The sequence below is a fragment of the Limnohabitans sp. Hippo4 genome (assembly GCF_003063605.1).
GTDB lineage: Bacteria > Pseudomonadota > Gammaproteobacteria > Burkholderiales > Burkholderiaceae_C > Limnohabitans_A.
Map to the genome: position 1 here is coordinate 297963 of NZ_NESE01000002.1, position 22168 is coordinate 320130.

Below are 22168 nucleotides of genomic sequence, written 5' to 3' on the forward strand. Positions count from 1 at the left end.
ACTTATGTGTGGAATTGTTGGCGTTGCAAGCAACGCACCTGTGAACCAACTGATCTATGACGCGTTGCTGTTGTTGCAGCACCGTGGTCAAGATGCGGCAGGCATCGTGACGCAGATGGACCGCAAGTTTCACATGCACAAAGCCAAAGGCATGGTTCGTGACGTGTTCAGAACACGCAACATGCGCTCACTGCCAGGCAATTGTGGTCTGGGCCAAGTGCGCTATCCCACTGCAGGCAATGCTTTCAGTGAAGAAGAGGCGCAACCGTTTTATGTGAATGCGCCATTTGGTTTGGTCTTGGTGCACAACGGCAACTTGACCAATGCCAAAGCACTCAAGGCAGAATTGTTTTCAACCGATCATCGTCATATCAACACAGAAAGTGATTCGGAAGTTTTGCTCAATGTGCTTGCACATGAGTTGGAAAAAACCACACGAGGTTTGCCACTGACCCCAGCTGATGTCTTCAAGGCAGTCCAGGGCGTTCATCGCCGCGTGAAGGGTTCTTACGCTGTCATTGCCCTCATTGCCGGACATGGTTTGCTGGCATTTCGTGATCCCTTTGGCATTCGTCCTCTGTGCATTGGCAAAGGCAAGGACGGCACATACATGTTGGCCAGTGAATCGGTGGCACTTGAAGGCACACTGCATCAATTTGAGCGCAACATTGAACCGGGTGAAGCAGTGTTCATTGACATGCAAACCCAAATGCACAGTCAGCAATGTGCTGATACGCCCCAACTAAGTCCGTGCATTTTTGAATACGTTTATTTGGCCCGTCCAGACTCCACCCTGGACGGTATTTCTGTTTACCAAGCGCGTTTGAACCTGGGTGAAACTTTGGCCAAGCGGGTCATTTCAACTGTTCCCCCTAGCGACATTGATGTGGTCATTCCCATTCCAGAATCGAGTCGACCCAGCGCCGCACAATTGGCGCAGTTGTTGGGCTTGCCTTACCGTGAAGGCTTTGTGAAAAATCGCTATGTGGGCCGCACGTTCATCATGCCGGGTCAGGCAGTTCGCAAAAAATCAGTGCGTCAAAAACTCAATGTGATTGCCAGCGAATTCAAAGGCCGCAATGTTTTGTTGGTTGATGATTCCATTGTGCGCGGCACCACCAGCCGCGAAATTGTTCAGATGGCCAGAGAGGCTGGTGCGCGCAAGGTGTACATGGCCAGTGCTGCGCCCCCTGTGCGGTATCCCAATGTTTACGGCATTGACATGCCCACCTCAGACGAGTTGGTTGCGCACAACCGCACGGTTGACGAAATTCGTCAAATCATCGATTGCGATGCTTTGATATACCAAGATGTCGACGCGATGAAATTGGCAGTGGCCAATGCTGTCTTGCCGGGATTCCCCAAAGTCAAAGGTTTTGACGCCTCTTGCTTTGACGGTATTTATGTCACGGGCGATGTCTCTGCAGAAGACATTGTGCGACTCAATGAAAACCGACCTTCGCAACAAGATGAATTGGAAGCCGACGCAGATCGCTCACGCTTGGCCTTGCCCAATGCCACCTAATTTCATTGCCTCCCTATTACCTGAAAAGCAGCTAAGACCGACATGAGTCAACATCCTTTGCCCGACAATTTGCACATCGACACTTTGGCCGTACGCGCTGCTGTAGACCGCAGCCAATATGGTGAAAATTCAGAGGCGATGTATCTGACCAGTGGCTATGTGCAGCCCGATGCCGAAACTGCAGCGCGCCGTTTTGCAGGCGAGGAGGAGGGCTACACCTACGCTCGATTGGGCAACCCCACTGTCAGCAGTTTTGAAATGCGCTTGGCGGCCTTAGAAGGCGCAGAGGCTTGCATTGCTACCTCGACAGGCATGTCCGCTATTTTGTTGATGTGTTTGGGCTTGCTCAAAAGCGGTGACCATGTCATCTGTTCTCATTCCATGTTTGGCTCCACCATCAAATTGATTGGCAGCGAATTTGCCAAATTTGGTGTGCAAACCAGCTATGTGTCACAAACCAATGTGGCTGAGTGGAAAGCGGCCATGCAGCCCAATACACGCCTGTTGTTTGCTGAGACACCCACCAACCCTTTGACCGATGTGTGTGACATTCAGGCCTTGGCAGACATTGCGCATGCTGGCAATGCTTTGTTGGTGGTCGACAACTGTTTTGCAACCCCCATCTTGCAACGTCCTTTAGAGATGGGTGCCGATTTAATCGTGCATTCGGGGACCAAGTACTTGGATGGTCAAGGTCGCGTCATGGCGGGTGCTTTGTGCGGCTCAAAAGCTTTGATCGACGATGTCTTTGGCCCTGTGATGCGCAGCGCTGGTATGACCTTGTCGCCTTTCAATGCCTGGGTGGTGTTGAAGGGTCTGGAGACGCTTGGCATTCGCATGCATGCGCAATCTCAACAGGCACTTGCACTGGCGCAATGGCTAGAAGCACAGCCGCAAGTGGCCCGTGTTTACTATCCTGGTTTGAAAAGCCATGCGCAGCACACGTTGGCCATGAAGCAGCAGTCGGGCTTGGGTGGCGCGGTGTTGTCCTTTGAGGTTAAGGCCAACTCCCCTGAGCAAGGCCGCGAGAACGCCTTCAAAGTCATGAATGCCACTCGCACAGTTTCTCTCAGTACCAATCTGGGTGATGTCAAAACCTTGGTGGCCCATCCAGCCAGTACCTCACATGGCCGTTTGTCCGAAGCACAACGACAAGTTGCAGGGATTCAGCAAAGCTTGATCCGAGTGGCAGTGGGTCTGGAGCATTTGGATGATTTGAAAGCTGATTTCATCCGCGGCTTTCAAGCCCTTTAATTTTGAAAACAACAACAATGTCGTCATCAAATCAACCGGTTCGCACACGTTTTGCGCCGTCGCCTACGGGCTTCATTCACTTGGGCAACATTCGCTCTGCCTTGTACCCTTGGGCATTTGCCAAATCACAAGGTGGTACGTTCATTTTGCGCATAGAAGACACTGACTTGGAACGCTCTAATCAAGCCTCTGTGGATGTGATCTTGGAAGGCATGGCTTGGTTGGGCATGAACCCTGACGAAGGTCCCTTCTATCAGATGCAGCGCATGGACCGATACAAGCAAGTGTTAGCTGAATTGCAAGCCACTGGGCAGGTCTACCCTTGCTACATGAGCATTGAAGAGTTGGATGCCTTGCGTGAAAAGCAAATGGCGGCCAAGGAGAAGCCCCGTTACGACGGCACATGGCGTCCTGAGCCAGGTAAAACTTTGCCGCCTGTGCCTGAAGGCGTAAAGCCTGTGTTGCGTTTCAAGAACCCCATTGACGGTGTGGTGGCTTGGGACGACAAGGTCAAGGGCCGCATTGAAATCAGCAATCAAGAGTTGGACGACTTGGTGATCGCGCGACCTGATGGCACGCCCACTTACAACTTTTGCGTGGTGGTGGATGACATTGACATGCAAATCACGCACGTGATTCGGGGCGATGACCATGTCAACAATACCCCACGACAAATCAACATCTTTAAAGCACTGGGCAAAGAAGTGCCGGTGTATGCCCACTTGCCCACCGTGTTGAATGAGCAGGGCGAGAAGATGAGCAAACGCAATGGCGCCAAGCCCGTCACGCAGTACCGCGATGAAGGTTACTTGCCCGATGCCATGGTGAACTACTTGGCGCGTTTGGGTTGGAGTCACGGCGATGATGAAATTTTCAGTCGCCAGCAATTCTTGGACTGGTTCGATCTTGATCACTTGGGTCGCAGTGCCGCGCAGTTTGACGATGCCAAATTGCGATGGGTCAATGCCCAACATTTGAAAGCCACTGACGATGCTAAATTGGCGGCGTGGGTGAGTGACATCTTGCGTCAACGCGGTATTGCGTCAGACGACCGCTTGGCGGCCATTTGCGGCTTGTTCAAAGACCGCTGTGACACCTTGTGTGTATTGGCCGATTGGGTCACAGCTTTCTATGGCGATGTGGTGCCGAAAGAAGAAGAGATGGCGCAACACGTGACCGATGCTGTGAAGCCCGCGCTGGCTACCTTGGTGGACAAGTTGTCTAGCGCTGACTGGGACAAGGCCAGTATTGCGGCTGTGATCAAAGAGGTCCTGGCGGCGCACGGCCTGAAAATGCCTCAATTGGCCATGCCTGTGCGCGTCTTGGTGATGGGAACAGCGCAGACCCCCTCCCTGGATGCCGTCTTGTCTTTGTGCGAAAAGCAAAAAGTTTTAGACCGCTTGAAAAAGGCCTGAAAATCTGTCTATAATCCATTTCTCGACACCAACGAGGGATGTTTAAAAGCATCACAAAGGGGGTATAGCTCAGCTGGGAGAGCGCTTGCATGGCATGCAAGAGGTCAGCGGTTCGATCCCGCTTACCTCCACCAAAGTGTCGAGAATGAGTTGTTAAAACTCAGTCCAGGTTATGACCCTATCGTCTAGAGGCCTAGGACATCACCCTTTCACGGTGAGTACCGGGGTTCGAATCCCCGTAGGGTCGCCAAGTTTTGTTGCACTTGGCTCTGTTGCTAGCGAAAGCTAAGACAGTAGAGCAGAAGCTTCAAGCTACCAGGAGTGGTAGTTCAGTTGGTTAGAATACCGGCCTGTCACGCCGGGGGTCGCGGGTTCGAGTCCCGTCCACTCCGCCAAAAAGCAAAAACGCACCTTCGGGTGCGTTTTTCATGGGCGTTTCATTTGCACTGTGTTTGCGAAACCTTTGCAACGCCTTTGAAGTTTGGTTGCTCTAGGCTTCAAACCCGCGTTTGGGGCGACATCATGCCCAGCAAATACCCCTTTAACCATCCTAGGTCGAGTGGCTTGGGCAAGAAACTTGCGCCTTTCGGAGGCCCGCCTCGCTCTTGGAGTTCATCCGGACTGAGTGCCGAGTAGGTGAATATTTGAACATTCGAGTAGTCTTCCTTGAGTTTGACTTGTCGAACCATTTCCCAACCATCAACCTGGGGCATCAGCAAGTCCAAAAAAAGGATGTGGGGTTTGAACAAGGGCAATTGAAGCAGGGCCTCAATGGCAGAGGCCCAGGCACTGCAGTCGATTTGGGCGTGGACCGCTAGGCAAGTGTCTTGCAACATGTGCCTGGTAACGTCGTCGTCGTCGACCACCATGACCCTGAGGCGGTCGTTGATGAGCCGCTCGAGGGCGGGCAACTTTTGCTGCTGAACCTGATAGTTGTGAATGGATTCAAGGGAGATACGGCGATGCCCCCCTTCGGTGACCCAGGCGTTGAGGATGTTTTTGTCGACCAAGCTTTGGACCGTGCCGACCGAAAGCTGAAGCAGTTCAGCGGCTTTGCTGGTGCCGCAGCAAGCGGGGGTGGGGTGAGAGGCCATGCATGTCTTCTTTGGAAAGCCTCAATTTATCGCGAATGGAGGTCCTTGTCTCTTGCAGATGCATACATTGACTTTCATTTCCGCTCTTTTACGTGATGAAGCTTTCGTCTCCTTAGGGACTCTGGGGATGTTCCATTCACTCATACGGCATTAGGATGTCTTGTGCAAAATGGCGAAAGCCATTGCAAGAACAAAAAATTGCTCTGTTTCGTATTCTGTTGGAGACGCACTGAATGCCCGCCCATCATGCTTTTTGGCCCAAACGTTTGCCCCATCAATTGACGGCACCGCAAACATCTTTGTGGATGAATTTGCAAATCAGTGCTTTGCGTTTTCCTGGCAAAGAGGCCTTGGTGTTCATGGGCCAAACATGGACCTATGCGCAATTCATGCACCAAGCCGAAAGCATTGCGTCCGCTTTGCGCAAGATGGGCGTCCAAAAGGGCGACCGCGTGGTGTTGGACATGCAAAACTGTCCTCAGTTGGTCATCACGCACTTTGCAATTTTGCGACTCGATGCTGTTGTCGTGCCCGTCAACCCCATGAACCGCATGGAAGAGTTGAAGCATTACATTCTGGACCCTGATACCAAAGTGGCCGTGACCACGGCCGACCTGGCTTCAGAATTGGCGGCCGCCAGCAATGCCTTGGAGAAAGGCCAGCGACTTCAACATTTGTTGGTGACGCAATTCTCAGATGTTTTTGACCCTAAGGGAATGGGGTCGGACGACTTGCCCAACGCTTGGAAAGATTGGCTCTGCACCGTGCATGCTTTACCAGTTTTAGACGGCGGACAAGTCCATGCATGGACCGAGGCGTTGCAAACCGCCATCGACTTGGGGCCTGTGACCGCCAAGCCAGAAGATTTGGCTGTGTTGCCCTATACCAGTGGCACCACGGGCTTGCCTAAGGGTTGCATGCACACCCACGGCACCATCATGCACAACGCCATGGCCAGCGGCATTTGGGCGGCTGGTACGCCCGAGAACAAAACGCTTTGCGTGGTGCCGATGTTTCACATCACGGGCATGGTCAGCGTGATGCATTCGTCGATTTACATTGGCGCCACCTTGGTCTTGATGCCAAGATGGGACCGTGATTTGGCCGGACGTCTCATTTCCAAATGGAAGATCACGCACTGGACCAACATTCCCACCATGGTGATTGATTTGTTGGGCAGCCCCAACATGGCGCAGTTTGATCTTAGCAGTTTGGTCAACATTGGCGGCGGCGGCGCCGCCATGCCCGAAGCGGTGGCGCAAAGATTGTTGGATCAGTTTGGCTTGAAATACATTGAAGGCTACGGTTTGACCGAGACCGCTGCACCTTCGCACACCAACCCCCCCGATGCGCCCAAGAAACAATGTTTGGGCATTCCTTTCATGAGTGTTGATGCGCGCGTGGTGGACCCCGAAACACTGAGGGAATTGCCGCAAGGTGAGTCGGGCGAGATTGTGATTTCGGGCCCGCAGGTTTTTAAAGGTTATTGGAAACGCCCCGAGGCCACAGCCAGTGCATTCTTTGAACGCGATGGCAAATCGTTTTTCCGATCGGGCGACATGGGCCGCATTGATGAAGAAGGTTATTTCTTCATGACCGACCGTTTGAAGCGCATGATCAATGCCAGTGGTTTCAAGGTGTGGCCAGCAGAAGTCGAAGCGCTGATGTTCAAGCATCCTGCCATCCAAGAGGCTTGCATCATTTCGACCAAGGATGCCTACCGCGGTGAGTCCGTCAAGGCCATGGTGGTGCTGCGCAGCACGCACAAAGGGCAGGTGAGTGAGCAAGACATCATCGATTGGTGCCGTGAGACGATGGCGGTCTACAAAGTTCCGCGCGTGGTCGAGTTCATCGATGCGCTGCCCAAGAGTGGCAGTGGCAAAGTGATGTGGCGCGCCTTGCAAGAGGCTGAAATGGCCAAGGCCTGAATTTCATTTTGCCCATGTTGCGAGTCATTTTTCAATGAGTTTGAAGCTTTCTGTTTTGGATCAATCGGTGGCCATGGCGGGTCGTGGTCAAGATGCGTCCATTCGGCAAACACTGGCGTTGGCTCAGGCTGCCGAGCGTTTAGGGTACGCTCGCTTTTGGGTCAGTGAGCACCACGCGCACCCCAGCATTGTGGGCACTGCGCCTGAGATTTTGATGGCGGCCATCGCCACCCAAACGCAGCGTATTCGCATCGGCAGTGCCGGCGTCATGCTGCCGCATTACGCATCGCTCAAAGTTGCAGAACAGTTCAGGGTGCTCGATGCGTTGGCACCCGGCCGCATCGATTTGGGCGTTGGCCGTGCGCCAGGCAGTGATGGCAAAACCGCACAGTTGCTCAATCCCGATCGCTACGCCAGCGAAAATTTTCCGCAGCAAGTGATGGAACTCCAAGCCTGGGTGAAGGGGCAGCCCTTGCCTGTGGGTCATCCGGGGCATGGTGTCTTTGCCTATCCGCAATCGGCCACCTCGCCAGACATTTGGATGTTGGGCAGTTCAGATTACGGCGCGCAGTTGGCAGCTCATTTGGGTTTGCCATACGCATTTGCTTGGTTCATCACTGACGGGCAAGGTGCCGAGCAAGCTTTGCACATGTACCGTGAGACCTTCCGGCCCAGCGCCAGTTTGGACAAGCCCAAGGCCACCTTGTGTGTTTGGGCTTTGGCGGCGGATACCGATGAACAAGCTTGGCATTTGTTCAAAAGCCGTGCGCGCTGGCGCATGGACCGCAACTTGGGTCGTATTGGTCCTATGTTGCCCCCAGATCAAGCCGAGCGTGACTATTCGCCCGCTGAGCAGATGGCCTTGGACGCGTTGAAGGCCAATGCCTTGGTAGGCAGTGCCGCTACAGTCAGCCACAAGCTGCGTGCATTGGCCGACAGACTGGCATTGGACGAATTGGTGGTGATCACGTGGACCCACGACCCTCAAGCACAGCTGCACTCTTACGCGTTGTTGGCGCAAGAATTTAATTTAAAACCGTGAATTTTCAGGAGCACATGAATGTTTGAAACCGCAATTGCAGGCAGTTTGCCGAAACCCGAATGGTTGGCCGAAACCAACAAACTTTGGCCTAAATGGATGGCCGAAGGCGACAGCCTGAAGCAAGCCAAGGCCGATGCCACGCTGCTGTGGATCAAAGCCCAAGAAGACGCAGGTCTGGACGTTGTGGGCGATGGCGAGCAATCGCGACAACACTTTGTGCATGGCTTCTTGGAGCAGGTCGAAGGCATTGACTTTGAAAACAAAGTGACCATGGGCATTCGCAACAATCGCTATGACGCGCAAGTGCCGCAAGTGATTGCCCCGCTGCGATTGAAAGGCCGTGTGCACGCATTTGAAGCACAACTGGCGCGTGCCCACACCAAGAAAAAATTGAAGTTCACCTTGCCTGGCCCCATGACCATTGTGGACACCGTGGCCGATCGTTTTTACGGTGACAAAGTGAAGATGGCCATGGCCTTTGCAGAACTGTTGAACCAAGAAGCATTAGCCCTGCAAGCCGATGGCGTGGACATCGTTCAGTTTGACGAACCTGCTTTCAATGTGTACATGGAAGAAGCCGCCGATTGGGGTGTGAAAGCTTTGGAGCGCGCGGCGCAGGGCCTGACTTGCACCACGGCCGTTCACATTTGCTACGGCTATGGCATTCAGGCCAACATCGATTGGAAAAACTCATTGGGCCACGAGTGGCGTCAGTACGAAAAAGTTTTCCCCGCCTTGGCCAAGAGCAGCATTGACCAAGTGAGCTTAGAGTGCTTCCACTCGCATGTGCCCATGGACTTGATGGCTTTGCTGGAAGGCAAAGACGTGATGGTGGGAGTGATTGATGTGGCCAGCGATGTGGTGGAGACGCCGGAAGAAGTGGCGGACACCATTGGCCGTGCGCTTCAGTTTGTGCCCAAGGCGCGCATCATTCCTTGCACCAATTGTGGTTTGGCGCCGATGAGCCGTGAAGTGGCTGAGAAGAAATTGCAAGCACTGGCCGAAGGGGCACGCATTGCGCGTGAGCGTTATCGCTGAAATTCAATCAGCATGCTGCAACAAAAAAGGCCATCTTTCGATGGCCTTTTTCTTGCGTGAACGCTTTGAAATTACATGCGTTCAAAAATAGCGGCAATGCCTTGACCGCCGCCAATGCACATGGTCACCAAGGCATAGCGACCGTTGACGCGCTGCAACTCGTGTAAAGCTTTGACGGTAATCAACGCGCCTGTGGCACCAATGGGGTGACCCAAAGAAATGCCAGAGCCATTGGGGTTGACCTTGGCAGGGTCCAAGCCCAAGTCGCGTGTGACGGCGCAGGCTTGTGCAGCAAAGGCTTCGTTGGCTTCAATCACGTCCAAATCATTGACTGTGAGGCCCGCTTTTTTCAAAGCCAACTGTGTAGCGGGCACAGGGCCAATGCCCATGTACTTGGGGTCAACGCCGGCGTGTGCGTAGGCCACCAAACGTGCCAAAGGCTTGGCGCCGCGCGCTTTGGCGGCACCTGCCTCCATCAACAACACTGCCGCTGCAGCGTCGTTGATGCCCGATGCGTTGCCTGCAGTCACTGTGCCGTTTTCTTTGACGAACACAGGCTTGAGTTTGGCCAACTCTTCCACGGTGCAGCCAGGTCGGAAGTGTTCATCGGTGTCATAGGCCACTTCCCCTTTGCGTGTTTTGAGCATGACCGGCATGATTTGGTCTTTGAAGTAGCCCGCTTGCGTGGCGCGCTCTGCGCGGTTGTGACTTTCAACGGCCAACTTGTCTTGGTCTTCGCGGGTGATGCCCCACTTGGCGGCAATGTTCTCGGCCGTCACGCCCATGTGAATGGTGTGGAAAGGGTCGTGCAATGCGCCAACCATCATGTCGATCATTTTGGTATCGCCCATGCGCGCACCAAAGCGTGTGGCCAAACTGGCATAAGGCGCACGGCTCATGTTTTCTGCACCACCGCCAATGGCCACATCGGCATCGCCCAACAAAATGGACTGGCTGGCTGAAATGATGGCTTGCAAGCCTGAACCGCACAGGCGGTTGACGTTGAAAGCAGGGGTACCTTCTGCGCAGCCACCGTTAATGGCCGCAACGCGCGACAAGTACATGTCTTTGGGCTCGGTGTTGACCACGTGGCCAAACACCACATGACCCACATCTTTGCCATCGGTGTTAGCACGTTTCAGCGCTTCGCGTACCACTTGTGCGCCCAACTCAGTGGGTGCAATGTCTTTCAGGCTGCCGCCAAAAGTACCAATGGCGGTGCGAACACCGCTGACAACAACAACTTCACGACTCATCTCAGTCTCCTTTGAATTGAATGGGGATCAGCCTCAAAGTTTGCCCATTCAAGGCTACAGGGGGCTGACACGGGGGGTACGTGTTCAAGCGTCGCGGACGTCGCTAACAGGCTGGCTGCCAAAGTCAGGTCGCGCCATGTAATCGAGGATTCGCTTGGCGGCATCGGCTGGCGATGTGAGCATGCCCGTCGCTTTGAGCTGCTGGAAACCGTTTTGATCTGGGAAGTTTTCAGGGGCAGCACCGCGCAATTGCACTTGCATGTCGGTGTCAATCACGCCCGGGGCCAAAGAGGTGACTTTGGCGCCATTGGGCTTGAGGGCTTCGTCCAGCGCCAAGCAACGGGTGAAATGGTCCATGCCGGCCTTGGCAGCGCAGTAGCCGGCTTGCGAGGCCATGGCGCGGCGGCCAAGACCGGAGGAAATGTTGACCACCTTGCGGGGGACAGGCCAATTTTCAGTGGCGCCTAAAAACGCTGAACACAATTGCATCGGTGCTTCTAAACCCACACGCAATGCCATGGCCAAATTGTGAGGATCGGCTTGACTGAGGGGGCCAATATGCGGAATGACTCCCGCGTTGTTGATCAGTGTGGCACTTTGAAAAGCTTGAGCGGTTTGTTTCTCAAGCCAAGCTTTCAGCGCCAAACTGGCCGTGGCGCCATCGACCAAGTCATGGGTCCATTGCGCTAGGTGCGCGCCCGCCTGTTGGGCCTTGGCTGTCAAGCTGGCTTGTTGATTGCGCGAGATGCAAATGAGGGTGTTGCCAGCTTGCAGCAATTGTTCTGCAATGGCCAAGCCCATGCCGCGAGAGCCACCCGTGAGGATGTAGAGATGTTGTGTCATGTTGAAAAAGCCTTGTTAGAACGGAACGGCCATTTCAAATGATAGCCATTCTTGTGTGAGTGGGTGATGGAACTGCAATTGGCGTGCATGCAGCAGCAGCCTTGGGGCGCGTGCACAAACTTCGGGGCTGGCGTAAAGCGTATCCCCCAAAATGGCATGACCCAAGGCCATCATGTGCAAGCGCAATTGATGTGTTCGACCGGTGATGGGATGAAGTTCGAGACGTGTTGCACCTTCGATCACCGGGCCGGCCTTGCGACGCCAATGGGTCTGACTGGGTTTGCCGTGCGTCCAATCGACTTTGCTTTTAGGACGGTTGGGCCAATCGATCAAGAGGGGCAATTGAATGTCCTGCCAGCCTTCTGGTGAAGTTACATTGGACAGATCCTCGGGTGGGCTGCCATCGACCACGGCTTCGTACATTTTGTGCACCTTGCGCTCTGCAAAGGCTTGGCTCAGCATGCGCTGTACCTCGGGCCCGCGCGCCACCACCACCAGTCCTGAGGTGGCCATGTCCAGCCGGTGAACCGTGAGGGCATCGGACCACACATTTTGAGCACGGGCGATCAGGCAGTCTTGCTTGTCGTCACCGCGTCCCGGCACGCTCAGAAGACCCGAGGGTTTGTTGAGCACCGCCAAATGCGCATCGGAATAGACCACATCGAGGTTCATGCCTCAAAGATAACGCCAAAAAGTGCCATTTGCAGCCGCGAAAGCCTTTGAATTTTGAAGGCGGGCCAGATCAGGCGACAATCTAGGGTTTTCTGACTCACCCATTGACCGCTATGTCTGATTTTGAAGTTCGATTTGCCACCAAGAATGAAGCCGCCGCCGTGGCGCAATTGCATTGGATTGCCAGCCGTGCAGCTTACGCTGGGCAGGTGCCCGAGGCACATTGGGACGCCACACCCATGGCCAAGCGTGTGTCCTATTGGAAGGAGGCGATCGAGTACGGTGAACCTCAAGTGATGGTGGCGCTGGAAGGCGGCAGCATTGTGGGCTTTGTCGGTTTTGACCGCTCGCGCGACCCCAAATCCAAAAACACCATGGGTGAGATTTGGGCCATTTACGCAGATCCTGATCGTTTGGGTGAGGGCGTTGGCTTGGCGCTTTGGGATGCCGCCCGCGAAGGTCTGCTGGACGAAGATTGCACCGATGTCAGTATCTGGGTGCCTTTGCTGAACGAGCGTACGGTGCGCTTCCATGAATTGGCCGGCTTCAAGCGCGAGATGAACACCGCACGTACCGTTCCGATTGGCGGCGTGAAGGTGGAAGAAGTGCGCATGAAGCGTTCTTTGGCTTAAGCCAGCCATCGCGCTTGAGTGAAGTCACGTCAAAAGCAGCAAGCAGCATGAGAATCCTGTTGGCGCCGATGGAAGGGCTGTTGGACCACAGCCTTCGAGATACGCTGACGCGTGTGGGCGGCATTGACTTGTGCGTGTCTGAATTCATCCGTGTCACGGATGCCGTTCTCCCCAAGCGTGCGTTTTACCGAGTTGTGCCTGAACTGCTCAACAACGGAAAAACAGTGGCGGGTGTTCCCGTTAAAGCGCAACTGCTGGGCTCAGATCCACAGGTGTTGGCTGAGAACGCAGCGCGTTTGGCCAAACTTCATCCTGCGGGCATCGATTTGAATTTTGGTTGTCCTGCCAAAACAGTCAATCGGCATCGGGGTGGGGCGGTGTTGTTGGACGAGCCCGAACTGATTGGCCAAATTGTGGCTGCGGTGCGCCGCGCTGTGCCCGCCAATGTGCCGGTGTCTGCCAAGATGCGTTTGGGTTTTAACGACGATTCCCGCGCCGAAGACTGTGCACAAGCCATTGAAGGCGCAGGTGCGGATGAGTTGGTGGTGCATGCGCGGACCAAGGCCCATGGTTACAGGCCCCCTGCGTATTGGGATCGCATTGCGGATGTGCGTCAGTGCGTCAAATTGCCCATGGTGGCCAATGGTGAAATTTGGACCGTGGCCGATGCCGTGCGTTGCCGAGAAGTGACCGGTTGCCAAGATTTGATGATTGGTCGCGGCATGATCAACAACCCTGGTTTGGCGTTGGAGATCAAGTACCACGATGCGCAAACGAAGGGGCTGACATTGGCCAACATGCCGCAGTCGTTTTCTTGGGAACAGCTGTGGCCATTGCTCAGTGTTTTCTGGCATCGAATGAGTTTGCATGTGGCGCCGCGCCATCGCGCGGGCCGTTTAAAGCAGTGGCTCAATTATTTGCGCAGGCACTATCCAGAAGCACAACAAGCGTTTGACACACTTCGATTGGTTCATGATCCCAAAGTGATGCAAGCTTGGTTGCAGCAGTCGCCTGCGACCCACGCTTCAGTCAGTGCGGCTGCAAGTGAAGCCGCCATCTCGAATGAATCTGCTGAAGCGCTCAAGACGCTCGTTGCGCTTTAACTTCAGTCAACAATTCTTGTAAATGGGTCAACAACTGCGCACAGGCGTTCAGCGCGGCCGATTGTTCGTCCTGAAGTTGAATGCGTTTACAAAGAGTTTCGGTTTGGACAATTTCAGCCACCAACTGATCATGGCAAAACACAGGTGCAAAGCCTTTGAGTTGGTGCCAAATTTTTTGAAGATGTGAAAAATCCTGGCTTTCAATGGCGGCGGCAATGCTTGGCACTTCTGATTCCAGCGTGCTTTCTAGCGTGCCCAGCAGTTGCTGTGCATTGCTGGCGTCCCCCAGATAGTCAATGGCCTTGGCCATGGACAAAAAAACAGCTTGGCTCATAGGGGTCCGTGCAACAAAGCTTCCAAACCACCATCGGGTTCAAAACGTTTGTTTCGATATTGCAGTCGGGTTGGACCCGGCAGTGCTTTGTGGGCAACCGGGTGCCGTGGGTCGCCTGGATAGCAGATCACGCGCATACCGTCTTGGTCAAAGGGCTCGGGCATGATGACGGGCGGCTTGCGTTGAGCTGCCTCTGTCATGACATGCTCTACGGAGTTGAACAAGCACAAATGCGAGAGGCTCATGATTTGCGGGGGCGCCAACACAATCTCTCCATGCCAGTATTGAACAAGGGCATTGCGCGGCGTGGTCCACAAAATTTCAGTGGTTTCATGGTTGTCGTGAACCGCTGTTTGCGCAAGCGGTGCCCGCGCTAAAAAGAAGCGCGTATCAAAGCGCTTGGACATCAAGGAAGGCATGCGTGGGGTAATCCAACGTGACCAGGCTTGCAGATCTGATGCTTGAATTTGCAGTCCGCATTCCTCGCGGGCTTCACGCAGCGCAGCGACAAACAAACTGGCCGCATGATCCATGCTGATATCGGATTCTCCCAATTGCGAATGCAAGCTGGCTGCATCTTTTTGTAAAGCGGCCAAAGCTGTGGGTGAACCGTCAGCCTCGTCACGTTTCCCACCCGGAAACACAAAGGCACCGCCCAAGTCTTTGGAGTCTGTGTGCCTTTTCAGTAGCAAAACCTCCATGCCCTTGTCGCCTTCGCGCAGCATGAGCACAGTGGCTGCGTCGCGGGGTGGGGTGTCAACGATGTGCGAGGTGATTTCCATAGGGGTCCATATTTTGCGGTCTATTGTCTACATGCCGACAACTGTCAATCTGGTAACACTTGCCATGGAGGCCATGGTTTAAAGTGACACCATCACAAGGCTATCAGATTGAGGAATCCAAATGAGCATTGATTTTCACGGACGTGTCGCCATTGTCACAGGTGCTGGCGGCGGATTGGGCAAACAACACGCGCTGGCTTTGGCCAAGCGCGGTGCCAAGGTGCTGGTGAACGACCTGGGCGGCAACGTTCATGGCGAGGGTGGCTCGGTCAGTGCTGCGCAGGCCGTGGTGGACGAAATTATCAAAGCGGGAGGCGAGGCCATTGCCAATGGTGCTTCTGTGACCGACTACGAAGCCGTGCAGGGCATGGTCAAGCAGGCCATGGACAAGTGGGGGCGTGTGGACATTTTGGTCAACAACGCTGGCATCTTGCGGGACAAAAGCTTTTCCAAAATGGACATCGCCGATTTTCGCTTGGTGATGGAAGTGCACGTAATGGGCGCCGTGCATTGCACCAAAGCAGTTTGGCCCATCATGCAAGCGCAAAACTATGGCCGTGTCATCATGACCACGTCTTCCAGCGGTTTGTATGGCAACTTTGGCCAGTCCAATTATGGTGCTGCCAAGATGGCCTTGGCCGGCATGATGCAAACCTTGTCCATCGAGGGTGAGAAGTACAACATTCGTGTCAACTCCTTAGCGCCCACTGCGGCCACGCGCATGACAGAAGGTCTGATGCCAGAAGCCGTGCTCAAAGCCTTGGAGCCACAAGCCGTTGTGCCTGCCATGCTGGTGATGGCATGCGAAGATGCGCCCAATCGCACCATCATGTGTGCCGGTGCTGGCAGCTTTGAAGTGGCCAACATCACGCTTACGCAAGGCGTGCATTTGGGTGTGTCAGACGACACACCAGAACAATTGTTGGCGGCCATGTCTCAGGTAACTGACCGTACTGGTGAATTGGTGCCTGGTTCGGGTTCGGGGCAGGGCACGTTGGAAGTGGGCAAGGCCATGGCCGCCCACAAAAGCTAAATAGTTAGGACCACGGGCGTGTGGTCACTGGGTCGCTCATTTTTGCGCGGCACTTTGTCGATCACACACGCAGTGGCTTGTGCTTTCAAAGCATCGGTCACCAAAATGTGATCGATTCGCAGGCCTCTGTTTTTGCGGAAACCAAAGTCGCGGTAGTCCCACCAGCTGTAGCTTTTCTCGGGTTGTTCAAACAACCTGAAGCTGTCGTGCAAGCCCAAGCCAATCAGGTCATTCAAGTGCGCACGCTCTTCGGGTGTGCAATGAATGGTGCCTGCCAAGGCCACAGGATCCCATACATCTAAATCGTCAAAGGTGATGTTGTAGTCGCCCATGAGTGCCAGCTTGGGGTGCCGGGCCATCTCTTGTTGGACCCATGTTTTGAGGGCCTCTAGCCAACGCATTTTGTAAACAAATTTGTCGCTGTCAGGTGCTTGGCCATTTGGAAAATAACCCCCAATCACGCGCACATCGCCAAAGGTGCCCGCAATGACACGCGACATGTCATCTTCAAAGCCTGGAATGTTTTTGACCACATCCACCGCAGGTGTGCGAGAAATGAGTGCCACGCCGTTGTAGGTTTTTTGACCAAACCACTGTGCGTGATAGCCGGCATCGGTAAAGGCTTGATGCGGAAACTTGTCGTCCGTCATCTTCAACTCTTGCAAAGCCAACACATCAATGACTTGGTCTGCGCCCAAGGCTTCTTGTGCTTTGAGCCAATCAATCACCTGCGGCAAGCGCACGGTGAGAGAGTTGACATTCCAGGTGGCAATTTTCATATTTTTAAATGTGCAGCATGGCCAATGCGCCAATGGCGACGCCCACCGCGCCCATGCCGTACATGGCCACTTCGAGCCATTTTTTTCGCGTCATGAGGGCAATGGCGGCCATGGCAATGGCAACTTGCAGCGCGGTGGTGGCTTGGGCCCAGCGATGGTGCAAATGCATTTCGTTTTCAGACTTGTCGTCCCAAGCTTTGGCTTCGGCTTCTAACTTTTCAGCACCTTGTTTGATCTCAGCTTTTTCAGATTTATAGCGCTTGATTTCGTCTTGGTAAAACTCTTTTTTGGCAGCGGGTGCCAGTTCAATGGCCAGCTCGCTCAAGTTTTGTTTAGAGCTCTTGGCTTGGTAGTAGTTCCATTGATTAGAAGCTTCTGTCTTTTTGATGGCTGCATTGTTCTTGAACAGGCCTGCATTGGCTTGGGTGGCGCCGCCCATGTAAGAGAAGATGGCGCCCACGGTGGCAATGATGGCGGTGAACATGGCAATCGAGTTGGTGTGACTGCCGCCTTGCTCTGCATGACCTTGCGTGGCGTGTTCAATTTCGTGATCGTGAGGACCGTGGACGTGAAAGCCGTGACCTGACATGGGTGCTTGCTCCAAAAATTCAGAGGGTTTGACGATAAGTGACAAAGCTGTATTTCAAGCCTGTCTTAGAAACATGAGATTCGCGTGACACTTCGTGCCAAGTGGCGCCGAGTCTGGGTGCAAAGGCATCGCCTTCGAAGGTGGCGTCAATTTCAGTGACCACCGCTTCTTCTGCGATGCTGGCAGCTTGTGCATAAATTTCTGCGCCGCCCATCACCCACAAATCTTTGCCTTCTGGGCAGTGCGCCAAGGCCAAGCTCAAACCTTCTTCCAAAGAATGAACCACCAAAGCGCCTTCAGCGTGCCAATTGTGTTGGCGTGTGATGACCAAGTTGGCGCGACCAGGCAGCGGTCTGAATTTGGCAGGGATAGATTCCCAAGTTTTGCGTCCCATCAACACGGGGCAACCGAGGGTGGTGCGTTTGAAATGTGCCAAATCTTCTGGCAAGTGCCAAGGCATTTGGTTGTTGAGGCCAATGACACCGTTGGCCGCGCGCGCATAAATCAGCTTGAGTTTCATCAAACCGCCACGGGTGCTTTGATGGCTTCGTGACACTGATAGTCGAGCACTTCAAAGTCTTCGTATTGGTAGTCAAAAATCGAAGCCGGTTTGCGCTTGATGTTCAAGGAGGGGTAAGGGAATGGCGTGCGGCTCAGTTGCAAAGCCACTTGGTCTTTGTGATTGCTGTAAATGTGGCAATCGCCACCTGTCCAAATGAAATCACCAACGTCCAAATCACATTGCTGCGCCACCATGTGCGTGAGCAACGCGTAACTGGCAATGTTGAAGGGCACGCCCAAGAAGATGTCGGCGCTGCGTTGATACAACTGACAGCTCAGTTTGCCTTTGCCACCGGGTGTTTGCGCGGGGGCTACATAAAACTGAAAGAAGGCATGGCAAGGCATGAGCGCCATCTTGGACAGCTCAGCCACGTTCCATGCACTCACAATGATGCGGCGTGAATCGGGGTTGGTTTTGAGGGTGCGAATCACCTCTTCGATTTGGTCAATGTGGCCGCCATCGGGGGTGGGCCAACTGCGCCATTGCACGCCGTAAACGGGGCCTAGATCGCCGTCTTCCCGTGCCCATTCATCCCAAATGGTGACACCTCGTTCGCGCAACCAATTGTTGTTGCTAGAGCCCGTGAGAAACCACAAGAGCTCTTGGATGATGGAGCGCAAGTGTACTTTTTTGGTGGTGACCAGTGGAAAGCCTTCGTTCAAATCAAAGCGCATTTGGTGGCCGAAGACACTGGTGGTCCCTGTGCCGGTGCGATCAGCCTTGAAAACGCCGTGCTCGTTCACATGGCGCATGAAATCTTCGTATTGTGAGCGGATAGGACGTGAGGTCATGGGCAGGTCATTTGAAATGAAGGAGGGCTTTGAGTTCAATCTCGGCTGAGGCCTAAATTTTAATCACTCTGCCGGGGTTCATGATGTTTTGAGGGTCCAAAGCTTGTTTGATCGCTTTCATCATGGCCAAAGCTGTTGGATCCTTGTAATGCGCCAGTTTGTCGGCTTTCAGGCTACCCACACCATGTTCTGCGCTGATGGAGCCTTCAAAGGCCTTGACCTGATCGAAGACCCAGGTGTTGACAGTGTCCTCGTAGTCACGCAAAAACGCTGCGCCATCCGTCCCATTGGGGGCTTGCACGTTGTAGTGCAAATTGCCGTCGCCCAAATGGCCGAAGTTGACAAGTCGTATGCCCGGAATTTTGGCTTGCAGTAACGCGTCGGTATCAGCCACAAACTGAGGAATGCGAGACACGGGAACGCTGATGTCGTGTTTGATGTTCAAGCCTTCGTCGGCTTGTGCCAGCGGAATGGTTTCGCGAATTTGCCAAAGTACTTGAGCTTGAGCCAAACTTTCAGCCACCACCGCATCGGTGACCCAGCCTTTGTCCATGGCCGTTTCCATCAAGCCTTCAAAGCCATGGCGGGCGTGGTCTTCAGACTCGTGGTCGGAGTTTTCCAGCAGCACGCAGTAAGCTGTGTCCTTGTACAAAGGCACGCGCAATTGCGGGTGGTGTTTGTCCACCAAGCTCAATGCAAATTGGCCCATCACTTCAAAACCGGTCAGGCCTGCGCCAAGTCGTTCATGGGCCAAACCCAACAAGTCCACTGCCGCTTGCATGCTGGGCACGGCCGCCCACGTGGTCAATTGCGCTGCGGGTTTGGGATAGAGCTTCATGCAGGCCGCGGTGATGATGCCCAAGGTGCCTTCACTGCCGATCATCAGGTTGCGCAAGTCGTAGCCGGTGTTGTCTTTGCGAAGGCCCGACAAGCCGTGCCAAATTTCACCTCGCGCCGTCACCACTTCAAGGCCCAAACAAAGCTCACGGGTGTTGCCAAAGCGAACCACTTGGGTGCCGCCTGCGTTGGTGCCTAAATTGCCGCCCAAGGTGCAGCTGCCCTCGGCTGCCAAGCTGAGGGGGAAAAGGAAACCGGCGCGGTCAACGTGCTCTTGCACATTTTGCAAAATGCAACCCGCTTCTGCGATGACGGTCAGGTTGGCGGCATCGACAGACCTAATTTGATTCATGCGCTTCAGACTCAACACCACTTGTTGGCCAGAAGCGTCGGGCACAGAACCCACCACCAAGCCTGTGTTGCCGCCTTGAGGAACGATGCTGGTGAAGGTGTTGGCGCAGGCCTTCACAACGGCTGCGACTTCTTGCACGCTGGCAGGACGAACCACCGCCAAGGCGCGACCTTGCGCGCGTTTGCGCCAGTCGCGCTCCCATGCACTTAAGTCTGTGCTGGGGTCGTCATGGGTGAGGACGTTGGCGTCGCCACAGATGCGACGCAAATTTTCGATCAAAGCGCTCATGGTGTCTGCTCTGGTGGTGCTTGAGTTTCAGAAGATTCTGGCAGGGCATTGGCCTTGGCCATTTGAAAACGCCAACGCACGTGAAGGGCGCATGCTGCAAACAAGCTGATGCACAAAAACGTTTGTGCGCCAGCCAGGCCAGCAGACCAGCCCTTGTCGCCCCAAGCGCGCACCACGCCCTCAATGAAATAAAGCCAAACCAACAAACTGACCCAGCGGTAGGTGTACATCCTGTTTTTCAGCAAACCCGCCAATGGCCAGCACAAAGGCACTACTTTCAGGGCCCACAAAGAGCCGCCTGGGCGCAGTGGGGCCAGCCAAAGTTCCCATGCCAAACCGACAAATATGAGGGCCACCAGGCTGCCAACGGCCACCCAACGGGTCAATTCGATGGTTTGAGGGCTTAGAAAAGAGGATTTTGTGTGTGAGTCGTTCATGGCGATGGCATCATACCGGTCATGAACCCGATTGAATCTCTTCGTGCCGCATTGAATGAATTGATGCAGTTTCCGTGGCAGCCCATGGGACGCACTTTGTGGCGCCGTTTTCGCGAGGTTCGCTTGGGCATGACGGCCAGTTCATTGACTTTCACGACTGTCTTGGCGCTGGTGCCCCTGTTTACCTTGGGTCTGGCCATTTTTACGGCGTTTCCCATCTTTGCCAAAGTTCAGGACCAATTGCAACGTTGGTTGATTGACAGTTTGGTTCCCGAAAGCATTTCCCGCCAAGTTTTGGGGTCATTGACCCAGTTTTCCAAGAAAGCCAACCGATTGGGCTTGGTGGGCTTGATTGCCGTGGTCATGACCTCTTTGGCCTTGCTGGTCACCATTGATCGCACCCTGGGCCAAATTTGGCGTGTTAACCGCCCCAGACCCTGGGGGCAGCGAGTGTTGATTTATTGGGCTGGCTTGACGCTGGGGCCTTTGTTGCTGGGGGGGAGCCTGGCCATATCGTCCTACCTCTTCACAGGTTATTTGTCAGACTATGCCGATTGGTTACCCGTGACGGTGCGCAGTTTGCTTGACCTGGTTGAGTTTGGCTTGCTGGCCGCAACGGTCACAGGCCTTTATTACTATTTGCCCAACACCCGAGTGGATTGGCGCCATGCATTGACGGGCGGGGTGGCCGTGGCACTGGGCTTGGAATTGGCCAAAAATTTGCTGGCCATTTATTTGGCGCAAATGCCCACATATTCGGCCATTTACGGTGCCTTCTCTGCCGTGCCGATTTTGTTGGTCTGGATTTATGTGGCTTGGGTGGTGGTCTTATTGGGTGCGGTGTTAACGGCCAGCTTGCCAGAGATCGGTCGACAAGCCAAACGCCCCGTCGATGGGCCGGGGTGGTCGTTTCGATTGGCGCTGGAAACCCTGAATCTTTTGCGCAATGCGCGCGTCAATTCACCCCAAGGGCTTCGCCTCAGTGAGATGGCCAGTCAGTTGAAAATTGAGCATCGCCATGCAATTCGTGTGATGGATGCCTTGCACGAGTTGGGATGGGCAGGGCGCATTGAGCAAGCGGATGCCAAGACCGACAGCGCTTGGGTTTTGCTAATCGATTTGTCAACAACACCCTTGGCACCTTTGGCAGAAAAACTCTGGCTGGCGCACCCAGGCGAGGCTGATGTGATTTGGCAAAAAACCCATTTGGACCAATTGACCGTGGCCGATGTGATCAAAACTTGATCTTGCCTGTCCACATGTCTTTGTACATCACCCAGTCGCCCATGAAACTGTAAAGCGGGCGTTTGAAACTGGCGGGTTTGTTTTTCTCAAACACGAAGTGGCCCACCCAAGCGCACCCATAGCCGCACAGCAAGCCGTATAAAAAATACTGCGGCTTGCCGGTGATGGCCAGCATGGCCAAACACACCAATGACAAACTAGAGCCGACAAAGTGCAAACGACGGCAAGTGCGGTTGCTGTGCTCGTTCAGGTAAAAAGGATAGAACGCAGCAAAGCTGTCAATGGCGCTTGTATCTTGGATCTCGTTGGTGTTGTTCATGGTGCCTCCTGTTTTGAA

The 22168-nt window shown here is 54.2% G+C and carries 23 protein-coding genes and 3 tRNA genes; 13 read left to right on the forward strand and 13 right to left on the reverse strand.

Features of this window, described 5'->3' with window-relative positions; all coding sequences use genetic code 11:
• Nucleotides 1–4: 4 nt before the first annotated feature.
• From purF to B9Z46_RS06920, 6 genes are all read left to right on the forward strand, one after another.
• A complete protein-coding gene (purF, locus tag B9Z46_RS06895; protein ID WP_108255175.1) occupies nucleotides 5–1525 on the forward strand; it encodes an amidophosphoribosyltransferase in 1521 nt (506 codons plus the stop codon).
• Between the two features lie 42 nt (nucleotides 1526–1567).
• Nucleotides 1568–2779 (forward strand): O-succinylhomoserine sulfhydrylase, encoded by a 1212-nt coding sequence (locus B9Z46_RS06900; protein ID WP_108255177.1) that lies wholly within the window; start codon nucleotides 1568–1570, stop codon nucleotides 2777–2779.
• A gap of 17 nt (nucleotides 2780–2796) precedes the next feature.
• Nucleotides 2797–4194: a glutamate--tRNA ligase gene (gene gltX / locus B9Z46_RS06905; protein WP_108255179.1), complete on the forward strand. Its 1398-nt coding sequence runs from the start codon at nucleotides 2797–2799 to the stop codon at nucleotides 4192–4194.
• A gap of 58 nt (nucleotides 4195–4252) precedes the next feature.
• Nucleotides 4253–4328 (forward strand) — tRNA-Ala (locus B9Z46_RS06910).
• Nucleotides 4329–4368: 40 nt separating this feature from the next.
• Nucleotides 4369–4444 (forward strand) — tRNA-Glu (locus tag B9Z46_RS06915).
• A gap of 68 nt (nucleotides 4445–4512) precedes the next feature.
• Nucleotides 4513–4589, forward strand: a tRNA-Asp gene (locus tag B9Z46_RS06920).
• Between the two features lie 102 nt (nucleotides 4590–4691).
• Here the strand turns inward: B9Z46_RS06920 and B9Z46_RS06925 are convergent.
• Nucleotides 4692–5288 (reverse strand): response regulator, encoded by a 597-nt coding sequence (locus tag B9Z46_RS06925; protein ID WP_108255181.1) that lies wholly within the window; start codon nucleotides 5286–5288, stop codon nucleotides 4692–4694.
• A 233-nt stretch (nucleotides 5289–5521) separates the two neighbouring features.
• Here B9Z46_RS06925 and B9Z46_RS06930 point away from each other — a divergent pair, with 233 nt between their 5' ends.
• From B9Z46_RS06930 to B9Z46_RS06940, 3 genes are read left to right on the forward strand one after another with little or no spacing between them, the layout of a single operon-like run.
• Complete coding sequence (locus B9Z46_RS06930) at nucleotides 5522–7216, forward strand: long-chain fatty acid--CoA ligase (RefSeq protein WP_108255183.1); 1695 nt, start codon at nucleotides 5522–5524, stop codon at nucleotides 7214–7216.
• Nucleotides 7217–7256: 40 nt separating this feature from the next.
• The gene (locus B9Z46_RS06935; RefSeq protein ID WP_108255794.1) at nucleotides 7257–8258 is read left to right on the forward strand and encodes an LLM class flavin-dependent oxidoreductase; all 1002 of its coding nucleotides are present in this window, start codon (nucleotides 7257–7259) and stop codon (nucleotides 8256–8258) included.
• A gap of 18 nt (nucleotides 8259–8276) precedes the next feature.
• Complete coding sequence (locus tag B9Z46_RS06940; protein ID WP_108255185.1) at nucleotides 8277–9296, forward strand: methionine synthase; 1020 nt, start codon at nucleotides 8277–8279, stop codon at nucleotides 9294–9296.
• Between the two features lie 71 nt (nucleotides 9297–9367).
• Here B9Z46_RS06940 and bktB read toward each other — a convergent pair whose 3' ends face one another.
• The 3 genes from bktB to B9Z46_RS06955 form a co-directional block, all read right to left on the reverse strand.
• Complete coding sequence (gene bktB, locus B9Z46_RS06945; protein ID WP_108255187.1) at nucleotides 9368–10552, reverse strand: beta-ketothiolase BktB; 1185 nt, start codon at nucleotides 10550–10552, stop codon at nucleotides 9368–9370.
• Nucleotides 10553–10636: 84 nt separating this feature from the next.
• Nucleotides 10637–11395: an SDR family NAD(P)-dependent oxidoreductase gene (locus B9Z46_RS06950; protein ID WP_108255189.1), complete on the reverse strand. Its 759-nt coding sequence runs from the start codon at nucleotides 11393–11395 to the stop codon at nucleotides 10637–10639.
• 15 nt (nucleotides 11396–11410) lie between these two features.
• The gene (locus B9Z46_RS06955) at nucleotides 11411–12067 is read right to left on the reverse strand and encodes an RluA family pseudouridine synthase (RefSeq protein ID WP_108255191.1); all 657 of its coding nucleotides are present in this window, start codon (nucleotides 12065–12067) and stop codon (nucleotides 11411–11413) included.
• Nucleotides 12068–12180: 113 nt separating this feature from the next.
• Between B9Z46_RS06955 and B9Z46_RS06960 the strand changes: the two genes are divergently transcribed.
• Together B9Z46_RS06960 and B9Z46_RS06965 are read left to right on the forward strand one after the other, a co-directional pair.
• Nucleotides 12181–12699, forward strand: a complete 519-nt coding sequence (locus B9Z46_RS06960; protein ID WP_055361197.1) for a GNAT family N-acetyltransferase — start codon at nucleotides 12181–12183, stop codon at nucleotides 12697–12699.
• A 47-nt stretch (nucleotides 12700–12746) separates the two neighbouring features.
• The gene (locus B9Z46_RS06965) at nucleotides 12747–13802 is read left to right on the forward strand and encodes a tRNA-dihydrouridine synthase (protein ID WP_108255193.1); all 1056 of its coding nucleotides are present in this window, start codon (nucleotides 12747–12749) and stop codon (nucleotides 13800–13802) included.
• On the opposite strand, the gene B9Z46_RS06970 is transcribed toward B9Z46_RS06965, so the two are convergent.
• The gene (locus B9Z46_RS06970; RefSeq protein WP_108255195.1) at nucleotides 13780–14136 is read right to left on the reverse strand and encodes an Hpt domain-containing protein; all 357 of its coding nucleotides are present in this window, start codon (nucleotides 14134–14136) and stop codon (nucleotides 13780–13782) included. The genes B9Z46_RS06965 and B9Z46_RS06970 overlap by 23 nt on opposite strands.
• A complete protein-coding gene (locus B9Z46_RS06975) occupies nucleotides 14133–14918 on the reverse strand; it encodes an NUDIX hydrolase (RefSeq protein ID WP_108255197.1) in 786 nt (261 codons plus the stop codon). The genes B9Z46_RS06970 and B9Z46_RS06975 overlap by 4 nt, the downstream gene beginning before the upstream one ends.
• Before the next feature lie 121 nt (nucleotides 14919–15039).
• Between B9Z46_RS06975 and B9Z46_RS06980 the strand changes: the two genes are divergently transcribed.
• Nucleotides 15040–15951 carry an SDR family NAD(P)-dependent oxidoreductase gene (locus B9Z46_RS06980; protein ID WP_108255199.1) on the forward strand — a complete coding sequence of 304 codons (912 nt, stop codon included), beginning with the start codon at nucleotides 15040–15042 and terminating at the stop codon, nucleotides 15949–15951.
• Here B9Z46_RS06980 and xth read toward each other — a convergent pair.
• The 6 genes from xth to B9Z46_RS07010 are packed head-to-tail and all read right to left on the reverse strand — an operon-like array spanning nucleotide 15948 to nucleotide 20586.
• A complete protein-coding gene (gene xth, locus B9Z46_RS06985; RefSeq protein WP_108255201.1) occupies nucleotides 15948–16730 on the reverse strand; it encodes an exodeoxyribonuclease III in 783 nt (260 codons plus the stop codon). The two genes, B9Z46_RS06980 and xth, sit on opposite strands and share 4 nt — an antisense overlap.
• Before the next feature lie 4 nt (nucleotides 16731–16734).
• The gene (locus B9Z46_RS06990) at nucleotides 16735–17319 is read right to left on the reverse strand and encodes a DUF4337 domain-containing protein (RefSeq protein WP_055362006.1); all 585 of its coding nucleotides are present in this window, start codon (nucleotides 17317–17319) and stop codon (nucleotides 16735–16737) included.
• Between the two features lie 19 nt (nucleotides 17320–17338).
• Nucleotides 17339–17839, reverse strand: coding sequence for a dihydrofolate reductase (locus B9Z46_RS06995; RefSeq protein ID WP_108255796.1), 501 nt, complete (start codon nucleotides 17837–17839; stop codon nucleotides 17339–17341).
• A complete protein-coding gene (locus tag B9Z46_RS07000; protein ID WP_108255203.1) occupies nucleotides 17839–18672 on the reverse strand; it encodes a thymidylate synthase in 834 nt (277 codons plus the stop codon). The genes B9Z46_RS06995 and B9Z46_RS07000 overlap by 1 nt, the downstream gene beginning before the upstream one ends.
• A gap of 52 nt (nucleotides 18673–18724) precedes the next feature.
• Nucleotides 18725–20149 (reverse strand): FAD-binding oxidoreductase, encoded by a 1425-nt coding sequence (locus B9Z46_RS07005; RefSeq protein ID WP_108255204.1) that lies wholly within the window; start codon nucleotides 20147–20149, stop codon nucleotides 18725–18727.
• The gene (locus tag B9Z46_RS07010; RefSeq protein WP_108255205.1) at nucleotides 20146–20586 is read right to left on the reverse strand and encodes a DUF2069 domain-containing protein; all 441 of its coding nucleotides are present in this window, start codon (nucleotides 20584–20586) and stop codon (nucleotides 20146–20148) included. The genes B9Z46_RS07005 and B9Z46_RS07010 overlap by 4 nt, the downstream gene beginning before the upstream one ends.
• 21 nt (nucleotides 20587–20607) lie before the next feature.
• Between B9Z46_RS07010 and B9Z46_RS07015 the strand changes: the two genes are divergently transcribed.
• Nucleotides 20608–21831: a YihY family inner membrane protein gene (locus B9Z46_RS07015; RefSeq protein WP_199220569.1), complete on the forward strand. Its 1224-nt coding sequence runs from the start codon at nucleotides 20608–20610 to the stop codon at nucleotides 21829–21831.
• On the opposite strand, the gene B9Z46_RS07020 is transcribed toward B9Z46_RS07015, so the two are convergent.
• Nucleotides 21821–22150 (reverse strand): DUF962 domain-containing protein, encoded by a 330-nt coding sequence (locus tag B9Z46_RS07020; protein WP_108255798.1) that lies wholly within the window; start codon nucleotides 22148–22150, stop codon nucleotides 21821–21823. The two genes, B9Z46_RS07015 and B9Z46_RS07020, sit on opposite strands and share 11 nt — an antisense overlap.
• Nucleotides 22151–22168: the final 18 nt, after the last annotated feature.